At 67.4% G+C, this 18,252-nt stretch carries 17 protein-coding genes; 10 read left to right on the top strand and 7 right to left on the bottom strand.

Going from position 1 to position 18,252, the window contains the following annotated elements; translation table 11 throughout:
- Positions 1 to 300: 300 nt before the first annotated feature.
- The 6 genes from rplL to EV580_RS29220 all read right to left on the bottom strand — a co-directional run bounded on the left by rplL (position 301) and on the right by EV580_RS29220 (position 7,951).
- Positions 301 to 693: a 50S ribosomal protein L7/L12 gene (gene rplL / locus EV580_RS29245; RefSeq protein ID WP_133695941.1), complete on the bottom strand. Its 393-nt coding sequence runs from the start codon at positions 691 to 693 to the stop codon at positions 301 to 303.
- 33 nt (positions 694 to 726) lie between these two features.
- Positions 727 to 1,257, bottom strand: coding sequence for a 50S ribosomal protein L10 (gene rplJ, locus EV580_RS29240; protein WP_133695939.1), 531 nt, complete (start codon positions 1,255 to 1,257; stop codon positions 727 to 729).
- A gap of 221 nt (positions 1,258 to 1,478) precedes the next feature.
- Positions 1,479 to 2,393, bottom strand: a complete 915-nt coding sequence (locus EV580_RS29235; protein ID WP_166654930.1) for an ROK family protein — start codon at positions 2,391 to 2,393, stop codon at positions 1,479 to 1,481.
- Positions 2,394 to 2,398: 5 nt separating this feature from the next.
- A complete protein-coding gene (locus tag EV580_RS29230; RefSeq protein ID WP_133695936.1) occupies positions 2,399 to 3,004 on the bottom strand; it encodes a DUF7158 domain-containing protein in 606 nt (201 codons plus the stop codon).
- Entirely contained in the window at positions 3,001 to 7,155 is a 4,155-nt protein-coding gene (locus tag EV580_RS29225; protein ID WP_133695934.1) for a glycoside hydrolase family 38 N-terminal domain-containing protein, read from the bottom strand. The genes EV580_RS29230 and EV580_RS29225 overlap by 4 nt, the downstream gene beginning before the upstream one ends.
- A gap of 10 nt (positions 7,156 to 7,165) precedes the next feature.
- Entirely contained in the window at positions 7,166 to 7,951 is a 786-nt protein-coding gene (locus tag EV580_RS29220; protein ID WP_133695933.1) for an endonuclease/exonuclease/phosphatase family protein, read from the bottom strand.
- Between the two features lie 15 nt (positions 7,952 to 7,966).
- Between EV580_RS29220 and EV580_RS29215 the strand changes: the two genes are divergently transcribed.
- Positions 7,967 to 8,518 (top strand): hypothetical protein, encoded by a 552-nt coding sequence (locus tag EV580_RS29215; RefSeq protein WP_133695931.1) that lies wholly within the window; start codon positions 7,967 to 7,969, stop codon positions 8,516 to 8,518.
- Here EV580_RS29215 and EV580_RS29210 read toward each other — a convergent pair.
- On the bottom strand, positions 8,508 to 9,461 hold the full coding sequence (locus EV580_RS29210; RefSeq protein ID WP_133695929.1) for a helix-turn-helix transcriptional regulator: 954 nt from the start codon (positions 9,459 to 9,461) through the stop codon (positions 8,508 to 8,510). The two genes, EV580_RS29215 and EV580_RS29210, sit on opposite strands and share 11 nt — an antisense overlap.
- 61 nt (positions 9,462 to 9,522) lie before the next feature.
- Between EV580_RS29210 and EV580_RS29205 the strand changes: the two genes are divergently transcribed.
- The 9 genes from EV580_RS29205 to EV580_RS29165 all read left to right on the top strand — a co-directional run bounded on the left by EV580_RS29205 (position 9,523) and on the right by EV580_RS29165 (position 18,168).
- The gene (locus tag EV580_RS29205; RefSeq protein ID WP_133695927.1) at positions 9,523 to 10,032 is read left to right on the top strand and encodes a DinB family protein; all 510 of its coding nucleotides are present in this window, start codon (positions 9,523 to 9,525) and stop codon (positions 10,030 to 10,032) included.
- Between the two features lie 11 nt (positions 10,033 to 10,043).
- Complete coding sequence (locus EV580_RS29200) at positions 10,044 to 10,640, top strand: DinB family protein (RefSeq protein WP_133695925.1); 597 nt, start codon at positions 10,044 to 10,046, stop codon at positions 10,638 to 10,640.
- Between the two features lie 78 nt (positions 10,641 to 10,718).
- Positions 10,719 to 12,065, top strand: a complete 1,347-nt coding sequence (locus tag EV580_RS29195) for an ABC1 kinase family protein (protein ID WP_133695923.1) — start codon at positions 10,719 to 10,721, stop codon at positions 12,063 to 12,065.
- Positions 12,065 to 12,973: an alpha/beta fold hydrolase gene (locus tag EV580_RS29190; RefSeq protein ID WP_133695922.1), complete on the top strand. Its 909-nt coding sequence runs from the start codon at positions 12,065 to 12,067 to the stop codon at positions 12,971 to 12,973. The genes EV580_RS29195 and EV580_RS29190 overlap by 1 nt, the downstream gene beginning before the upstream one ends.
- A 148-nt stretch (positions 12,974 to 13,121) precedes the next feature.
- The gene (locus EV580_RS29185; protein WP_133695920.1) at positions 13,122 to 14,006 is read left to right on the top strand and encodes a cyclopropane mycolic acid synthase family methyltransferase; all 885 of its coding nucleotides are present in this window, start codon (positions 13,122 to 13,124) and stop codon (positions 14,004 to 14,006) included.
- A gap of 130 nt (positions 14,007 to 14,136) precedes the next feature.
- Positions 14,137 to 15,030 (top strand): cyclopropane mycolic acid synthase family methyltransferase, encoded by an 894-nt coding sequence (locus tag EV580_RS29180; protein ID WP_133695918.1) that lies wholly within the window; start codon positions 14,137 to 14,139, stop codon positions 15,028 to 15,030.
- A gap of 147 nt (positions 15,031 to 15,177) precedes the next feature.
- A complete protein-coding gene (locus tag EV580_RS29175) occupies positions 15,178 to 15,876 on the top strand; it encodes a YciI family protein (RefSeq protein WP_133695916.1) in 699 nt (232 codons plus the stop codon).
- Complete coding sequence (locus EV580_RS29170; protein ID WP_133695915.1) at positions 15,877 to 17,082, top strand: RNA polymerase sigma factor; 1,206 nt, start codon at positions 15,877 to 15,879, stop codon at positions 17,080 to 17,082.
- A gap of 21 nt (positions 17,083 to 17,103) precedes the next feature.
- Positions 17,104 to 18,168 carry an alpha/beta hydrolase fold domain-containing protein gene (locus EV580_RS29165; protein WP_133695913.1) on the top strand — a complete coding sequence of 355 codons (1,065 nt, stop codon included), beginning with the start codon at positions 17,104 to 17,106 and terminating at the stop codon, positions 18,166 to 18,168.
- Positions 18,169 to 18,252 lie beyond the last annotated feature (84 nt).

Below are 18,252 nucleotides of genomic sequence, written 5' to 3'. Positions count from 1 at the left end.
GCGGGGATATCGAGGGTCACGTCCTCCCAAATTCGCTGGGAACCGAACGACTTCGTCAACCCCTCGACCTGAATAGCAATACCCACGCCAGATCCTTCCGCCCACACCGGTCAGCCACCGCCGCGATGGCCTGTGGTTTGAGTCACTGTAGCGCACGCGGATTGGCGCCACTGAGTTTGTGTACCTAGCCGTTATTGACGATCCCGGCACGTCATTGCCGCCTCGTTGCCCACACCGGCAAAGACAACAAAATCCCCCGCGGGCACGAGTGCCCACGGGGGATTTCTGTCGAAGACAGACCTACTTGACGGTGACCGTCGCGCCGGCGGCCTCGAGCTTGGCCTTGGCGTCGTCGGCGGCCTCCTTGTTGACCTTCTCGAGCAGCGGCTTGGGAGCGCTGTCGACGAGGTCCTTGGCCTCCTTGAGGCCCAGGCCGGAAACGATCTCGCGGACGACCTTGATGACGCCGATCTTCTTGTCGCCGGCACCCTCGAGGATGACGTCGAACTCGGACTGCTCCTCGGCGGCCTCGGCCGCGGCACCGCCGGCGGCGGGGCCGGCAGCCGCGACGGCGACCGGAGCGGCGGCGGTGACGTCGAAGGTCTCCTCGAACTGCTTCACGAACTCAGAGAGCTCCAGCAGGGTCATTTCCTTGAACGCGTCGAGCAGTTCGTCGGTGGACAGCTTTGCCATGGTGATTCCTTATCTCTAACTGTTGTTGGTTGCTCAGGCAGCCGGCTCTTCGCCAGCCTTCTTCTCTTGCAGAGCTGCGGCCAGGCGGGCGACCTGGGACGCGGGCGCCACGAACAGCGCCGCGGCCTGGGACTGCTTCGCCTTCATTGCGCCGGCCAGCTTGGACAGCAGCACCTCACGCGACTCGAGATCGGCGATCTTCTCGACCTCGGTGACGGACAGCGCTTTGCCGTCCATGTAGCCGCCCTTGATGACCAGGGCCTTGTTGTCCTTGGCGAACTTCTTGATCGCCTTGGCGGCGTCGACGGGCTCACCGGTGATGAACGCGATCGCGGTCGGTCCGGCGAACAGATCGTCGAGGCCTTCGACACCGGCCTCGACGGCCGCACGCTTCACCAAGGTGTTCTTGGCGACGGTGTAGGTCGTCTCTTTGCCCAGTGACCTGCGCAGCTCGGCAAGGTTGGACACCGTCAGGCCGCGGTACTCGGTGACGACGGTGGCCGTCGACTCCTTGAACTTCTCGGCGATGTCGGCGACCGCGGTGGCCTTGTCAGCCTTGGCCATGCTTGCCTCCTCGTGATGGTTGGGATGTCCACCACCGACGGGCGCAAAGGGCCGGGATACGACGAACGCCCCGACACAGGACAGGTCGGGGCGCACAGAATTACTGGTACCTCGTCCTCCTGCGTGGGCCGCCCGGGAATCCGGGACCTTCAACCGATTGCTCGGTGACCGACGGTCTTCGGTGGAACCGAGCAAGGATAGCGTGCGCTGCCGCTGAACTCCTAATTCGCGCCAGCGGCCTGATCGCGCAGCAAGGCGGCCGCGCCGACCAGGCCGGCTTCCCCGCCCAGCTCGGCCGGCACCACCCGCAGCCCGGACAGGAAGTCGAGCCCCGCGTAGTTCCTCAACTCCGTACGCAGCGGGTCGAACAACAGCGGCCCGGCCTTGGCCACGCCCCCGCCGACGATGACGAGGTCCAGGTCGCAGACCGCACCGACCGAGGCGATCATCGCCGCGATCGCGCGCGCCCCGCGGTGAAACGCACCCAGCGCAATGTCGTTGCCGGCCGCGGCCGCATCGGCGAGCTCCTTGGCGTCGCCGCCGACCCAGCCCCGCGTGCGTGCCCAGGCGGCCAGGTTCGGTCCGCTGGCGATCGCCTCGACGCAGCCGCGCGCACCGCATACGCACTGTGGACCCTCGATGTCGACAACAACATGCCCGACATGGCCCGCGTTGCCGGTGCGCCCGTCATAGGGCGCACCATCGAGGACCAGTCCGCCGCCGATCCCGGTGGACACGACCATGCCCAGCAGGAACGCCGCGCCCTGTCCTGCGCCGCGCCACTGCTCCCCGAGCGCCATGCACAGCCCGTCGCCCGCGAGCCGAACGGGCACACCGGGGACGGCTGCCGCGACGCGATCGCGAATCGGGAAGTCTTGCCACGCAGGGATATTGATGGGGCTGGTGGTCCCGTCGCCGAGGTGCAGAGGCCCGCCACAGGAGATGCCGACGCCGTCGACCGCGCCGCCGGCCTCGGCGAGAGTGTCCGCGATCGCCCGTTGCGCAGCGGCCCACACCACGACGGGATCGTCACTGTGCGGAGTGGGTTGGCGGGTTTCGTACGTCAGGCGCCCCTCGTCGTCGACGAGCCCGGCGGCGATCTTGGTGCCACCGATGTCCAGGACCAGAGCCGTCATAGCCATCAGTGTTTGTGGGTGTTGTCGGGCTGACGCGGGTCGCCGGGGTGCTCGTAGCCGGGTGCCAGCCACACCAGATCGGCGCGGCGCTGATCGAGCCACATCCGGAACTGGCGCCGGCGGGCTGCGCCGCGAAGATGCTCGGCGATCAGCGGCCGCACTTCGGCCAGCTGCGGTTCCGAGGCCACCTGCCAACCCGGTCCGCCGGCTGACCGCAGGAATCGCCGTGGATTGCGGGCGTGGAAGTCGGCGACAGCGGCGTCGTCGATCTCGACATCGGCGGTGACGTGGGCGAACACCGCCCGGGCAACGGGGTCGGCCAGTACCGCAGCGGCGATGCTGCCGATCTCCAATCGCGCGGTCTCATCAGGCAGCACGGCGTCCTCCTCAGGGGTCGCAGATGTGACGGTGACGCCGAGGCTGTCGGCCGCACCCGCAACCAGCCGTTCGGCCACCACCAGCTGCGTGAGCCAGCGCCGCAGCTGTCGGCCCTCGCTGGTGTGCGGGCGTGGCAGCGCCGCGACTTGCGGCGCGGCCCGTAGCGCCGCCTCGCGCGCATCGACCTCGTCGACGTCCACGCTGATCCCGGCGACGGTGGCTGCGACAGTCATCGCACCGTCACCGCCACGGCCGGGGTGTACAGCAGCTGACCCGCGCACCCGACCCGGATCAGCGCCCACCAGCGACCCGGTGTCACCCACGGCGGCGGCGCGATATCGAAGCCGACCTCGACACTCGACCGGGCACCGACAACGGCTCCACGCGCGGCGGGACCGATCCACTCCCAGGTCCCCCACGGGCTGATGAGATGCGCTTCCAGGGGCAGCTCGGTGTGGGCCGAACTGGCGACGGTCACCGCGAGGCGGGCGCGCTCGCCGGCGGCGACCACGATCTCGGACGGCTCACCGACCAGCCGTACCAAGTCCTCATCGGGTGCGCCGACGGTGACGACACAGACGTCCTCGACGGGTTGCCGCCAGGCCGCGGGGAGGTCCCCGGTAAGGATCAGTTGCGCGCGAATCGGATAGTGGCCCGGCGCCGCACCCGACGGCACGTCGACGACGATGTCGGCCGGGCGGTGGTGACCGGCGGGCAGCTCGAAAGAGAGCACTCCGGGGTCCACGGTCCAGCCGCGGGGGCCGCGCACCCGCACCTCCCCGACCAGCGTCGCGTCGCTGCAATCGCTGGCGGCGGTCATCCGCAGCCGCAGCCGCTCACCGGGTTCGGCGGTCACGGATTCGGGATGCAGATGCGCCACGGCGGGCAGGCCACCGAGCGGGGCCGGGCCGCGGTTGTGCAACCAATACCGGGCGTAGAGAGGCTGGGCGCCCTCGGCCTCGGGGGCAAGGGCGGTGCCGTCGGCATCGAGCACGGTATGGACGTCGAGCCGGGCCAGCAGGGTCGCGATCTGGTAGCCATGCAGTCGCAGCGGCGACTCACCGTTGCTCCGAGCGCTCTCCAGCAGATCGGCCGACACCACCGACGAGACCCCACCCACACCCGACGAGATGGCGACTTCGGTTGTGGTTCCGCGGGTTTCGACCAGCCTGATGGTGACATCCTCGGGGTCGACCGCGGCGGAGCTTCCGTTCGCGGTGGGATTGCCGCCGACCTTGAGCGCCGCGAGGCCGACCTTGCCCGCCGGTTCGATTCGTAACAGTGACCCGTCGGCGGCCAGGACGCCGGCTCCGTCGACCGCCACGACGCACACCATCGGGTGGTTGAATTCCGCACTGCGGGAGGGCATGTCAATGTCGCGCCAATCGCCTCGCCCGGATACCAGCGCGAAGTCGAAGGTATGGGTCCAGTGCTGCAGCTGGAAATTGGATCCGTCCGGCATCGTGCGCCGCGGCGGGTCGATCCACACCCCCGACGGCCAGCCGGTACACGAGCGCATCAGCGAGCTGTGCAGAGTCTGATCAGGCTCGACGGCGAATCCGGGCACGCCGCGGTTGAGCAGCGCGACGGTCCGCGACTCGAATTCGTCCAACCCCGACGGCGCATCCTGGGTGACATCGATCTGGGCATCGTCGAGATCGTCGACCAGATCAGCTACGTCGCCGGCCACGATGAGTACCGGAAGAGCCAGCACGTCACGCAAATCGGCATCGGGCTGCCAGACCGCGGTCAGTGGCCGGGCGGCGGGCACCCAGACCCGCGCCTGCCCGGTCGCCGAGAGCTGGCGGTCGAATTCCGCTGTGTAGGCGTCGCCCGCGGCGGCCAGCACGTCGGCCGTGAATGCGTTGTCCTCGGGACCCCCCAACGCAATTCGAGCGTCGGGCAGGTTGGAGTCCACCTCGAGGTGGCCGTAGCGCGGGTGCTCGGCACTGCTGCAGGTGGCGGTGACCCCAGCCCGCACCAGCGCCACCATCACCTCACGAGCACTGGGGGTGTCCTCGGCGGGCACCACCACCTCGGCCACCGATACCGCCCTGGCGCCGGTCCCGACCTGAATCCGGACCGCCGACGACAACCCGAACCAGCCATGGGCCGGATTGTCCAGTGTCCAAGGGTGTTCGGCGGAGTCGACGGCGCGATCCTCACCCGACGCGTGGTCGTGCATCAATCCGAATCCGCGTCCGATCACTGCGTCGCCGACCTCGCTGACCGGCAGCGCGCCGGGGACCGGGCACGGCCAGCGCAGCCGTACCAGACGGTCGGCGCCGGTGAACTCGTCGATGGTGGTGCTGGTGTCCAGCCGGTCGATGCCATGCCACAGGGTCAGGACCTGGGTGTAGCGCAGCACGTCACCGATATGGCCGGTCACCACGATCCGCTCGCCGAGCGCGCTGCGGTACGCCTGGACCGAATCCGCCACCGCCGCACTCGAACACGTCACCGGACCGGTCGGCAACAGATGCCACGGGCCCTCACCCGCCTTGGGATGGGCAGGGTATTCGTCATAGACCGCCAGCTCATTGCCGACCCTGCCGTCGGCGATCAGCTCACGATCCGCCTCTACGTCGATCAGGGAATCCACCCCACCGCCGCGTGCGGGGTCCACCCGCAACCGGTGGAACTCGTTGGCGATCGCCACCCCGTCGACGGGCTGCCAACCGGTGGCCTCGAGGCCGGGCACGAGCCGGTAGCTGCGCCACCCCAGCGAGTCGACAGCCTCGGCGCGCCAGCTCACCAGGTGGCCGTCGTCGGAGACGACGCCCACGCTCGTCACGCCAGCGGAGTCCACCACCGAAACACCGGGGCCGACGGGTTCTTCAAGCCGAACGGTCACGATGTCAGTTCGGTTGTGCGCCAGCGGGTTCCACACCACCACTGATCCCGGCTCGGACGCCGCGGCCTGGGTCAGCAATCGCAACGCCCCCGACCGCGCCGCGGAACCGAGCTCCCAGGCGTCGCGCCAGCTGGTCAACAGATCGAGGTAGACCTGATCGGACTCCGAGCCGGTGATGCCGTCGTGATGGGCGCCGTACGCCAGCTGCACCCATGCCTTGGCCAGCGCGGCCTCCGGGTAAAGCGCCCCGGTGAGCAGCGCGGCGAACACCGCGAACCGCTCGGCACCGAGCACCGCGTCTTCGGCGGCGCGATTGGCCTGCTTGGTGTCGATATAGGAGACGTCTTTGCCGGTGTAGATCGGGTTCATGTCGCGGGTCTGCGGCGAGGGCGCCACCCCCCGCTCCGACGTCTCGGCACGCACGGCCGCGAAGAACTCCGACGGCAGCGCGCAGACGAACCTCGGCCAGGTGTATCGGGCGTTCCAGTCGCGGTGGATCTCGGTGACCCAGGCATTCGGCGGGGTGTAGTCGGTGCCCACCGGCAGCAGCACATTGCGGGTCAGCGCCACCGATTTCAGGCCCGCGAACAATGTGTACGTGGCCTGCTCGGCCTCGGCCAGGGACGCGGCGGAATCCATCCACCACCCGGCCGAGTAGTGCGCAGGCATGTAGTGGGTCAGCAACCCAAGCCCCGACGGTGCGATCCACTCGAACTCGCTGCGGAATTGCATGCGCCTGGGGTCGCCGTCATCAGCCATCGGCCCCCACTGATGGTGTGGTCCGCGCGCCCACGAGCTCGACGTCAGGCCCGCGTCGGCGGCCATCCCGGGGAATTGCGGGTCGTGGCCGAACACGTCGAGCTGCCAGGCTGTCGCGGGCTCGGCACCCAGCACATCGCGCTGGTAGCCGATGCCGTGCACAAAATTGCGGATCGCCGTCTCCGCTCCGACCAGATTGGTGTTGGGCTCGTTGTAGGTTCCGCCCATCACCTCGACCCGCCCGTCGGCGATGAACCGGCGCAGATCGTCGCGGTCCTCGGGGTGGGTGTCGAAATACGGTTTGAGGTAGTCGACTTCGGCGAGCACGAACTTGTAATCCTTGTCGCGGCGCGCCATTTCGAGGTGGGCGGTCACCAGCGCGAACCCGTTGGTCTGCCGTGCCCGGCCGGGCGGCTCTTCGGTCCACAGGCTGGTGTAGGCGCCCTGGGTGTTCCACCACACCGGGTCGTAGTGGAAGTGGCTGATCATGTACATGGTCCAGCCGGGCTCGGCAACGACGAACTCGAACGTGAAGTCCACACCGACCCGCGCCGTCAGACGTTGCCCAACCGCGGGGCCCGACACCCGAACCGGGATCTCGACGGTTCCGTCACCGGGCGTGAGCGCTGCGTCGTCGGAGTGCAGCCCCTCACCGATGACGCGGGCGGTGTCCGTTTCGCCGGCCTCGCTGTAGCCGATGCGGACCACCTGCAGGGGCGCATCGGGCGGGCCGACGAACAGCTCGGTCGACTCCGCGGAGGTAATCCGCACGCCAGCAAATCTACGGCTCCAACACCTCTGCGCGGAGCGACACGTCGATCACCAGCGGGCGATGATCCGATATCGGCAGCACTGGCGTACACGCGCCGGTGGCGACCAGGTCGTCATGGTCGGTGAGGATGTGGTCGAGCTGACGGTCCGGACAATGCAGCGGGAACGTCGGCGCGACGGCCAGCGAACGCAGCCCGGTCCGTCGGCTCGGGACAGGCGGTTTCATGTTGAGATCGCCCATCAGCACCCGAGGCCCCGGCAAGCCGCGAAGGTCTCGGACGAGGTGGTTGAGCTGAACGCGGTTCCAACCGGGCACGAACGACAGGTGCGTGTTGGCGACGGTGAGAACCCCCAGCGGTGTGTCGAACTGGGCGGCCATCGCTGCCCGCGGTTCCTCGTGGACAACCAGCAGCCGACGGGGGCCGGGCAGATACATGGGGAACCGCACCGGGATCCGCGGCAGCCGCAGCACCTGCCATGAGATCGCCGGGTACCGCGACAACAGCGCGATGCCATAGGCGGCGGTGCCCGGTTGTTCGCTGCCGGTCGCGGCCATCCACGTCGCCCCCGGGGTACCGGAGATGGCGGCGACGAACCGGTGTGACACAGCGTCCATGGCCGCGGCGGCGACCGCGGTGAGGTCGGCCAGCGACGAGCGCGGCTGCTCGAGGTCGACCTCCTGCAGCGCCAGCACATCGGGGTTCAGGCGGCTGATGCAGGCCGAGAGCCGTCCCAGGTCGACCTGCCCGTCGTCCAGGCTGCGGCCGTGCAGGATGTTGAAGGTGGCCAGCCGCATGGGTACCTGATACCCATGCTGGCGCGGAATAACGACCTCCGATCGGCGCTGCGCCGCGCCGCGGCGGCGATGAAAGCCGACGGCCCCGACTTCGCTCTGGCCGGCAGTTTCGCGCTGTGGGTGCACGGCGCACCCGAACCGGTGCACGACGTGGACTTCGTGGTCGCCGAGTCGGAGGTGGAAGTCGCCGCCAAAACTCTGGCCGCTGCGGGTTTCGTGATCGACCGCCCCCCGGAGGACTGGCTGTTCAAGGCGTGTGTCGGCGACGATTTCGTGATCGACGTCCTGCACCGCCTCAACGGGGTGCCCGTCGACCTGGCGATGATCGAGAGCGCGGCATCCCACGACGTGCTGGCGATCTCCATGCGCGTGCTCTCACCCACCGAAGTGGTGACCGAAAAGCTGTGCGCGCTGGGTGAGCACCACTGTGATTTCGCGGCGCTCCTGCCGTCGGTACGGGCGGTCCGGGAGCAGGTTGACTGGCAGCGCGTCGGGACCGACACGGCGCACAACGATTTCGCGGTCGCCTTCCTGGTACTGATCGACCGGCTCGGGATCACCGCCTGACGGCGCCCGCCGGCAGCGCCGACATCGCCAGCGCGCCATCGGCGACCGCGTCGGATTCCAGCACCTCGAAGGCGATGTCGGGCATGGCCAGATAGAGCACCAGCGTGCGGGGGTCGTCCGCCCCGGCGACGACGATGCACGTATCGGGGCCGTCGTCTTCGATCGTCACCGAGGTCGGCGAGAAATGTTGGGCCATAACTTCTTTCGTCGCGTGGTAGCGAACCCTGGCGATATGCCGGTAGGGCGAGGTGGTGATGGCGCGACGGACGTAGGCGGCGGCATCGGGCGCAGGCCGGGCGGTGAACGTGGTTCCCCGCGCGCGCACGTCGGCCATCCGGTCCAGGCGCAGGCTGCGCCAGTCCTCACGGTCTCGGTCGAAGGCCAGCAGATACCAGCGTCGTCCGGTCGTCACCAGTTGATACGGCTCGAGGCGACGGCTGCTCGCCACCCCCGCTCGGTCGACGTAGTCCGCCGCGACGTGCTCGCGGTCCCTGCAAGCGCGCGCCAACGTCATCAGGATCTCGGGATCCACGGGCGACTCGGCCTCGGGCGTCAGCGTGACGGTGGTGTCGTGCACGGCGGCGACCTGTGAGCGCAGCCGGGCCGGCATCACCTGGTCCAGTTTGGTCAGGGCCCGCAGCGCGGCCTCGCCCACTCCGGCGACGCTGCCGCCGGCTGCCAGACGCAGGCATACCGCCATCGCGACGGCCTCGTCGGAGTCGAGCAGCAGCGGCGGCAGCGCGGCACCGGCGCCGAGCTGGTAGCCGCCACCGTGACCGGTGCTGGCGTGGACGGGGTAACCGAGCTCACGGAGCCGCTCGACGTCGCGGCGCACGCTGCGTGTGGTCACGCCGAGCCGGTCGGACAGCTCCTCGCCCGACCACACCCGCCTCGATTGCAACAGGCCGAGCAGCTGCAGTACCCGGCTCGTCGTCTGCGACATACCCCCAGTGTCGCGCAATCTGCGGACAGAAACTGTCCGCAATGCATGAAAGCCTACGGATATGACCTGGACGACCCAGCTGGCCGACCAAATCGACTGGCATTGGCGCAACGCACTGCGGCCCCGCTTGGACGGGCTGAGCGACGACGAGTACTTCTGGGAGCCGGTGAGCGGCTGCTGGAGCGTGCACCGTGACGGCGGCATCGATTTCGCCTATCCACCCCCGAAGCCGGAGCCGTTCACCACGATTGCCTGGCGGCTGGCTCATGTCATCGTCGGCGTGCTGGCCATGCGCAACCACTCCCACTTCGGCGGCCCACCGGCCGACTATCAAAGCTGGCCGTATGCCACCGACGCCGCCACCGCACTGGCCCAACTCGACGATGCCTACGAGGGTTGGATCACCGGAGTGCGGGCCTTATCCGACGACGATCTCGCGCGGCCGTGCGGGCCGGCCGAAGGCCACTACGCGGACTACGCGTTGTCCGAACTGATCCTGCACATCAACCGCGAACTGATCCATCACGGAGCCGAAATCGCTTGCCTCCGAGATCTTTACACACACCAATAGAAGGGACCACCATGCCCACCCTCGCCCCGCCCGTCCACGACGAGCGCCACGCCCTGCGCGAGTTCCTCGCCTACCAGCAGAGCGCGTTCCACGCTGTCGCCTACGGGCTGACCGACGAACAGGCCCGCGCCACGCCGACGGCCAGCGCGCTGTCGATCGGCGGGCTGATCAAACACGTAACCGGGGTCCAGCGTGGCTGGATGCAGCGGGTCGCGACGGCACCGCACGAGCCGCCCGCCGACAACCGCCCGTTCGAGGAGCGGGCCGCGGAATACCAGGACGAGCACGTGATGCGACCGGACGAGACACTGCCTCAGCTCCTGGCCGCGTTGACAAGGCAAAACGCGGATTCACTGCGGCTGGTCGAGACCGCTGACCTCGACACACCGGTGCCGGTGCCACGCGACGCGCCCTGGTTCCCGAAAGACGTCGAAGCCTGGTCGGTGCGATGGGTGTTCTCCCACCTCATCACCGAGCTGGCCCGGCACGCCGGCCACGCTGACATCATTCGCGAAACCCTGGACGGCGCAACGATGTACGAGCTCGTCGCGGCCGCAGAAGGCATGGAACCGCAGCCATGGCTGACGCCCTGGCAACCGAAATCGTGAGCTAAACGGACTGTGGCGGACATCGCTGCGGCACTGGAAAATTGGTGGTATACCTAGCCGATTTGGCACACTTCAAGAATGAGTTCGACCAAACACCGCGAAGTAGCCAAGCTCGATCGCGTTCCGTTGCCGGTCGAGGCCGCCCGCATGGGAACCACCGGCTGGCAGCTCACCCGCACAGGAGCCCGCGTCATCGGCACGCTGCCCGGGCGTGGGCGCTGGCAGGACAAGGTCATCAAGCAGATCCCGAAAACGTTCGCCGACCTCGGCCCCACCTACGTGAAGTTCGGTCAGATCATCGCGTCCAGCCCCGGCGCATTCGGCGAGGGCCTGAGCCGTGAGTTCCGCGGCCTGCTCGATGCGGTGCCGCCCGCCGACACCGACGAGGTCCACAAACTGCTCAAGCAGGAACTCGGCGGTGAGCCGGCCCAGTTGTTCGCCTCGTTCGACGAGGAACCGTTCGCGTCGGCCTCGATCGCCCAGGTGCACTTCGCCACCCTGCACAGCGGGGAGGACGTCGTCGTCAAGATCCAGCGGCCGGGCATCCGCCGCCGGGTCGCCGCCGATCTGCAAATCCTCAAGCGCTTCGCCCAGCTCGTCGAGCTGGCCAAGCTGGGCCGGCGGCTGTCCGCCCAGGACGTGGTCGCCGACTTCTCCGACAACCTGGCCGAAGAGCTCGATTTCCGCATCGAGGCGCAGTCGATGGAGGCGTGGGTCTCGGGTCTGCACGGCTCGCCACTGGGCCGCAACATCCGGGTGCCTCAAGTGCACTGGGAGTTCACCAGCGAGCGAGTGCTGACCATGGAGCGGGTGCACGGCGTGCGCATCGACGACGTCAAGGAGATCCGCAAGAAGGGCTTCGACGGCACCGAGCTGGTGAAGGCGCTGCTGTTCTCCACCTTCGAAGGCGGCCTGCGGCACGGGCTGTTCCACGGTGACCTGCATGCCGGCAATCTGCTCGTCGACGACGACGGCCGCATCGTGTTCCTCGACTTCGGCATCATGGGCCGCATCGATCCGCGCACCCGCTGGCTGTTGCGCGAGCTGGTCTACGCGCTGCTGGTGAAGAAGGACCACGCCGCGGCGGGCAAGATCGTCGTCCTGCTGGGAGCGGTCGGTACCACCAAGCCCGAAAAAGAAGCCGCCAAGGACCTCGAGGCGTTCGCCGCCCCACTGACCCTCAAGACGCTCGGGGACATGTCGTACGCCGATATCGGCAAACAGCTCTCCACCCTGGCCGACGCCTACGACGTGAAGTTGCCGCGCGAGCTGGTGCTGATCGGCAAGCAGTTCCTCTACGTCGAGCGCTATATGAAGCTGCTGGCACCCAAGTGGCAGATGATGAACGACCCGCAGTTCTCCGGGTACTTCGCCAATTTCATGGTCGAGGTCAGCCGGGAACACCAGAGCGATGTCGAGGTCTGATGGAAATTCGTACGGGCACAGCGCAAGTCAACAGTGACCTCGAAATCTACTTCGAGGACATGGGCAACCCCGGCGACCCGGCGGTCCTGCTGGTGATGGGACTGGGTGCTCAGCTTCTGCTGTGGCGCAACGGTTTCTGCGAGAAGCTCGTCGACCAGGGCTATCGGGTCATCCGCTATGACAACCGCGACGTCGGGCTGTCGTCCAAGCTGCACGGGCAACGCGCCAACGGTGGGCTGGTGCCCAGGCTCATGCGCTCCTACATCGGCCGGCGCAGCCAGTCGGTCTACACGCTGGAGGATATGGCCGACGACGCCGCGGCGCTGCTCGATCATCTCGGGCTCGACCGGGCGCATGTGGTGGGCGCGTCGATGGGCGGGATGATCGCCCAGATCTTCGCCGCCCGCTACAGCAGCCGCACCAACGCGTTGGGAATCATCTTCTCCTCCAACAATTCTGCTCTGTTGCCTCCCCCGGCACCGCGCGCGCTGCTGTCGCTGATCACCGGTCCGCCGCCGAATTCACCGCGTGACGTGATCGTCGAGAACGCGGTCCGGGTGGGCAAAATCCTTGGTAGCCCGGGCTATCCGCTGTCCGACGAACAGGCCCGCGCCAACGCCATCGAGGCCTATGAGCGCGCGCACTACCCGCAGGGCATCGCCCGGCACTTCAGTGCGATCCTCGGCAGCGGCAGCCTCAAGCGCTACGACCGGCAGATCAGCGCACCGACCGTGGTCATGCACGGCCGCGCCGACAAGCTGATGCGCCCCTCGGGCGGCCGCTCGATCGCATCGACGATTCCGAACGCCCGGCTGGTCCTGTTCGACGGCATGGCGCACGACATACCCGAGGCGCTGTACGACGAGATCGTCGGTGAGCTCAAGACAACATTTGCCGAGGTCAACTAGCTAATTTCGGTGCGGCGCGGAGTCGTCGCCCACAGCATTACCGGCTAGCATCAGACCCGCAATCCAATCTTGCGGTGATCGCCTAGTCCCATCGGGGGGGAATTCGTGGTTGCTGCCTGAAGCATTTCCATGCGAAAGGCGCACCAGCATGCCCAGAAAACTCAAGCCCCACTTCGAGGACGTGCAGGCGCACTACGACCTGTCCGACGACTTTTTCCGGCTGTTTCTCGATCCGAGCCAGACCTACAGCTGCGCCTATTTCGAACGCGACGACATGACGTTGGAGCAGGCCCAGATCGCCAAGATCGACCTGGCGCTGGGCAAGCTCGGCCTGCAGCCTGGGATGACGCTGCTGGACGTGGGCTGCGGGTGGGGCGCCACGATGCTGCGGGCCATTGAGAAATACGACGTCAACGTAATCGGCCTGACGTTGTCGGAGAACCAGCGTGACCATGTCGAGCAGGTTTTCGCCGATTGTGGGAGCCCGCGCGACAGGCGTATCGAGCTGCGGGGCTGGGAGGAGTTCCACGAGCCCGTCGACCGGATCGTGTCAATCGGCGCCTTCGAGCACTTCGGCTTCGACCGCTATGACGACTTCTTCTCGATGGCCTACAACGTCTTGCCCGACGACGGTGTGATGCTGTTGCACACCATCACGTCGTTCACGCTTCCGCAGATGACCGAACGCGGCCTGCCCCTGACCTTCGAGATCGCCCGGTTCGTCAAGTTCATGCTGACCGAGATCTTCCCCGGAGGACGGCTGCCGACCGTCGAGAAGGTCGATGAACACTCGACGAAGGCCGGTTTCACCCTCACCCGCGTCCAGTCGCTGCAACCGCACTATGCGCGAACACTGGATTGCTGGGCGGCGGCCCTGGAATCGAACCGGGAGAAGGCCATCGACGTGCAATCTGAGGAGGTCTATGAGCGCTACATGAAGTACCTCACCGGTTGCGCACACGGATTCCGGGTAGGGTACATCGACGTCGATCAGTTCACGCTTGAGAAGCAGGCGCAAGAAACGCCCGGTTAACGCACTGTTTGGGCGCCGTTCCGGTGGGCCGAGACGGTATGGTCCAGATCACATCGTGCATACTGGCGCAGCACCACTCGCGGGGGCAGTGGCGTAGTCGGAGAAGAAGAATCAGGAAGGCTTAAGACTCATGCCCGAGGCAACTGAAACCAAGGACATGCGGCCACATTTCGAAGAAATTCAGGCGCATTACGACCTCTCCGACGACTTCTTCGGGGTGTTCCAGGACCCGACGCGCAAGTACAGCTGCGCGTACTTCACCGGACCGAACGTCACGCTCTCCGAGGCTCAGGTCGCCAACGTCGATCAACACCTCGATCGCTTGGATCTCAAGCCCGGCATGACGCTGCTCGAAGTGGGCTGCGGCTGGGGCCTGACGCTGCAGCGCGCGATGGAGAAGTACGACGTCAACGTCATCGGCTTGACGTTGTCGAAGAACCAGAAGGCCTACTGCGAACAGCTTTTGGGGAAGATCGACACCAAGCGCACGTTCGACGTCCGGCTCGAAGGCTGGGAGCAGTTCCACAGCCCCGTCGACCGCATCGTGTCGATCGAGGCCATCGAGCACTTCGGCTTCGAGCGCTTCGACGACTTCTACAAGAACTCGTTCGACATCCTGCCCGAGGACGGGCGGATGACCATCCAGAGCAGCTGCGGTTACCACCCGTACGAGCTGACCGCCCGCGGCAAGAAGCTGACGTTCGAGCTGGCCCGCTTCGCCAAGTTCATGTTCGACGTGATCTTCCCCGGCGGCCGCATTCCGAGCACCTCGATGTTGGTGGAGCACGGTGAGAAGGCGGGCTTCGACGTGCCCGAGCCGTTGTCGCTGCGCAATCACTACATCAAGACACTCGGCATCTGGGCCGCTCGCCTCGAGCAGCACAAGGACGAGGCCATCGCCGCGGCCGGCCAAGAGAGCTACGACAACTACATGAAGTACCTGACCGGCTGCCAGTACTACTACCTCGACGAGCAGCTGGACGTCAGCCTCGTCACCTACCTCAAGCCAGGCGCCACCGCCTGACATACAGACGCACAGTCCCCCGCCGCGCAAGCGTGCGGGGGATTCTGCGTTTCACGGCCGATGTCGGATTCGCGAGGCGCCGTTCGTCAATGAGGTAGAGAGTGAAACCAACCGGGTTCCACTCCCCCATCCTGGAGGGACAACGCCATGTACTACTTCGCACTGCTGCAGGGGCCACAACGCGAACTGACGCCCGACGAGGCGGGCCGCGAAATGCAGGCCTACCTCGATTTCCATGCCCGCGCCGCGGCCGCGATCCGCGAGGGTGACGCGCTGGGGTCGGCCGCCGAGGCAGTACAGATCACCGGTGGTCCGGACGCCCCGGTGCTCACGGACGGCCCCTACGCCGAAGGCGCCGAGATCGCCGGCGGCTACTACGTCTTCGAAGCCGAAAATCTCGACGAGGCGCTACAGCTGGCCCGGCAGGTCCCGGCCGCCCAGTACGGGTCGGTCGAGGTGTGGCCGATCGTGTTCTGGAATCCGGCCGGCCGGCCCACCACCGATTCGGACTGGCTCGCGCTGCTGCTCGAACCTGCCGAGGCCGTGAACGTCCCGGGTAGCCCCGAATTCGAGCGCGGGCTGGCCCAGCATGCCGAGTTCGGCGAGGCGGCAGGACCGCACATCCTCGGTGGGGCGCCGCTTCATCCGCCGTCGACGGCGACGACGGTGCGGGTACGCGACGGCGAGGTCATGCTGACAGACGGGCCCTACGCCGAAGGCGCCGAGGTGGCCAATGGTTACTACCTGCTGTCGGCGGCAGACCGCGACGAAGCGACGAAGATCGCCTCGATGATCCCGGCGTCGGTGGTGCACCTGCGCCGGCTGGCGGGTGTGTCCGGGCTGTAGATGCGTTCCCTGGACGGCGTCTTCCGGCGAGAGTGGGGTCCCGCGGTAGCCGCGCTCGCGCGGTGGTCGGGTGACCTGGGTATCGCCGAGGACGCCGTCCAGGAAGCCTGCGCCGAGGCACTGCGCAGCTGGTCCCGCGACGGCATGCCCGACAACCCGGGCGGGTGGCTGGTGACAGTCGCACGCAACCGGGCTACGGACCGGCTGAGACGCGAATCCATCCGTCCGGGAAAGGAATTGGCGGCCATGCAGGAGCCGGCCGACGCCGCAGTCGCGCACCGGGTCCGCGACGACGAGCTGCGGATGATGTTCACCTGCGCGCATCCGGCGCTGGAGCGCCTTTCCCAGCTCGCGCTGACCTTGCGGCTGGTATCGGGTCTGACGGTGCCGGAGATCGCGCGGGCACTACTGCTCACCGAGGCCGCGGTCGGCCAGCGGATTACGCGAGCCAAACACAAGATCCGCCATGCCAACATCCCGCTTCGGGTGCCACCGCCGGAGCTGCTCGGCGAGCGCACGCCGCACGTCCTGTCGTGCATCTACTCGGTGTTCACCGAGGGATATTGGTCGACAGCGGGCCCGTCGGCGATCCGCGACGAGCTGTGCGACGAGGGCGTGCGGCTGGCCGGCGAGTTACGCACGCTGATGCCCGCCGAGCTCGAAGCCCATGCATTGCATTCGCTTGTGCTGCTGCATGATTCACGCCGTTCGACCCGAATCGACGCAGCTGGCGCACTGGTGCCACTCGAGGAACAGGACCGACGGCGCTGGGATCGCGGCAAGGTCGCGCGCGGACTCGATGCACTGCGCCGCGCCGAAGGGTCGACCGGGCCGTACTTGCCACAAGCGGTGATCGCGGCAGCACACGCGACGGCGCCAAGCTGGGAGCAGACGAACTGGGTCACGATCTGCCGGGCCTATGACCTGCTCGTGACAATGACCGATTCACCGGTAGTACGCGCGAATCGGGCACTGGCGGTTGGCTTTCGCGACGGCCCGGAGGCCGGCCTCGCCGCGCTGGACGCGGTCGCACACGACTCGCGATTGGTCCGGTCGAATCTGGTGTCCACCGTGCGCGCTGATCTGTTGCGCCGGGCCGGCCGGCCCGGCGAAGCGGTCTCGGAGTATCGGAAGGCGATGGAACTCAACGGCTCTGAACCAGGACGGGTATTTCTCCGTCGGCGAATCGCCGAATGCGGCGGGTGACCACGAGTTAGTGTCGGCTTCATGCTCGCTGGCCGTCTCGCCGACCCGAAGTGCACACTCGGCACCGATCCCCGATCGGATCCAAGGATGGTGGCTGCCTTCGCCCCCATCGGCCTGGCTGACCCCTTCCCCGATGTCGAGATGACGGTCGACTCACCGCTGGCAGATCGGCTGGCATACGCGGCAGCCGCTGAAGAGGCCGTCGGAGGTGTGCTCGACGCGTTCGCCCACGCGGCAGTCGCACCCGTCGGCGTCACAACGACGACCGTGACGATCCCCGGCGTCGACGGCAATGAGGTCACGTTGTTCATCAGTCGCCCGGAGCGGGCGGACGGCCCGCTGGCGGCGGTCGTGCATTTCCACGGCGGGGCGATGGCGATCGCCAGCGCCGCGGACGCCAGCTACCGCTACCTTCGGGAGCGCCTGGCGGCGACCGGACTAGTGGCGGTGGGCGTCGAGTTCCGCAATTCGGGCGGCCGGCTTGGCGCGCATCCCTATCCGGCCGGGCTGAACGATTGCGCGGCCGCCACCCGGTGGGTGCATGCCAACGCCGCCGACCTCGGAGTGAGCCACCTGATCGTCGCCGGCGAGTCGGGCGGGGGGAACCTGACCTTGACCGTCATGCACAAGGCCAAACGCGAGGGGTGGCTCAGCGAGATCGCCGGGGCGTACGCGCAGTGTCCTTATATCTCGAACCGCTGGCTGGACTATCCCGATGACCTGCCGTCATTGCGCGAGAACGACGGCTACTTCATCAGTGCCCAGCAGGCCGCGCTGCTGGGTTCGATCTACGACCCGGACCGGACCCACGTCGACGATCCGACCTGCTGGGCCGGCGTGGCCAGCCACGACGACCTAGTCGGACTGCCCCCGCACGTGATTTCGGTGAACGAGCTCGATCCCCTGCGCGACGAGGGCCTTCTCTATTACCGCCGGCTACTCGGCGCAGGAGTTCCCGCCGCCGGGCGGGTCGTGGTCGGCACCTGCCACGGCGGGGACTTGCTGTTCCCGGCGTTGATGCCGGAGGTCTTCGCGGCTTCGGTGAATGACATCAGCGGTTTCGCGCACTCGCTGACCTCCGGCTAGCCAGTAAAGGCCCTGCACCCGGGTACTGAGCGACTCGGTGCAGACCGGGGCCGTATCGATCGCAAATTTCTTAACACAACGGCA

Source organism: Mycobacterium sp. BK086, from assembly GCA_004362315.1.
GTDB lineage: Bacteria > Actinomycetota > Actinomycetes > Mycobacteriales > Mycobacteriaceae > Mycobacterium.
This window is presented reverse-complemented; position numbering and strand designations above follow the sequence as displayed.

Bases quoted from the DNA above. Each gene is read 5' to 3' on its own strand.
- EV580_RS29220 (WP_133695933.1), bottom strand. From the start codon at position 7,951: ATGCGGCTGGCCACCTTCAACATCCTGCACGGCCGCAGCCTGGACGAC.
- EV580_RS29190 (WP_133695922.1), top strand. From the start codon at position 12,065: ATGGAAATTCGTACGGGCACAGCGCAAGTCAACAGTGACCTCGAAATC.
- EV580_RS29185 (WP_133695920.1), top strand. From the start codon at position 13,122: ATGCCCAGAAAACTCAAGCCCCACTTCGAGGACGTGCAGGCGCACTAC.
- EV580_RS29235 (WP_166654930.1), bottom strand. From the start codon at position 2,393: ATGACGGCTCTGGTCCTGGACATCGGTGGCACCAAGATCGCCGCCGGG.
- EV580_RS29180 (WP_133695918.1), top strand. From the start codon at position 14,137: ATGCCCGAGGCAACTGAAACCAAGGACATGCGGCCACATTTCGAAGAA.
- rplL (WP_133695941.1), bottom strand. From the start codon at position 693: ATGGCAAAGCTGTCCACCGACGAACTGCTCGACGCGTTCAAGGAAATG.
- EV580_RS29230 (WP_133695936.1), bottom strand. From the start codon at position 3,004: ATGACTGTCGCAGCCACCGTCGCCGGGATCAGCGTGGACGTCGACGAG.
- EV580_RS29210 (WP_133695929.1), bottom strand. From the start codon at position 9,461: ATGTCGCAGACGACGAGCCGGGTACTGCAGCTGCTCGGCCTGTTGCAA.
- EV580_RS29205 (WP_133695927.1), top strand. From the start codon at position 9,523: ATGACCTGGACGACCCAGCTGGCCGACCAAATCGACTGGCATTGGCGC.
- EV580_RS29195 (WP_133695923.1), top strand. From the start codon at position 10,719: ATGAGTTCGACCAAACACCGCGAAGTAGCCAAGCTCGATCGCGTTCCG.
- EV580_RS29175 (WP_133695916.1), top strand. From the start codon at position 15,178: ATGTACTACTTCGCACTGCTGCAGGGGCCACAACGCGAACTGACGCCC.
- EV580_RS29200 (WP_133695925.1), top strand. From the start codon at position 10,044: ATGCCCACCCTCGCCCCGCCCGTCCACGACGAGCGCCACGCCCTGCGC.
- EV580_RS29170 (WP_133695915.1), top strand. From the start codon at position 15,877: ATGCGTTCCCTGGACGGCGTCTTCCGGCGAGAGTGGGGTCCCGCGGTA.
- EV580_RS29215 (WP_133695931.1), top strand. From the start codon at position 7,967: ATGCTGGCGCGGAATAACGACCTCCGATCGGCGCTGCGCCGCGCCGCG.
- EV580_RS29165 (WP_133695913.1), top strand. From the start codon at position 17,104: ATGCTCGCTGGCCGTCTCGCCGACCCGAAGTGCACACTCGGCACCGAT.
- rplJ (WP_133695939.1), bottom strand. From the start codon at position 1,257: ATGGCCAAGGCTGACAAGGCCACCGCGGTCGCCGACATCGCCGAGAAG.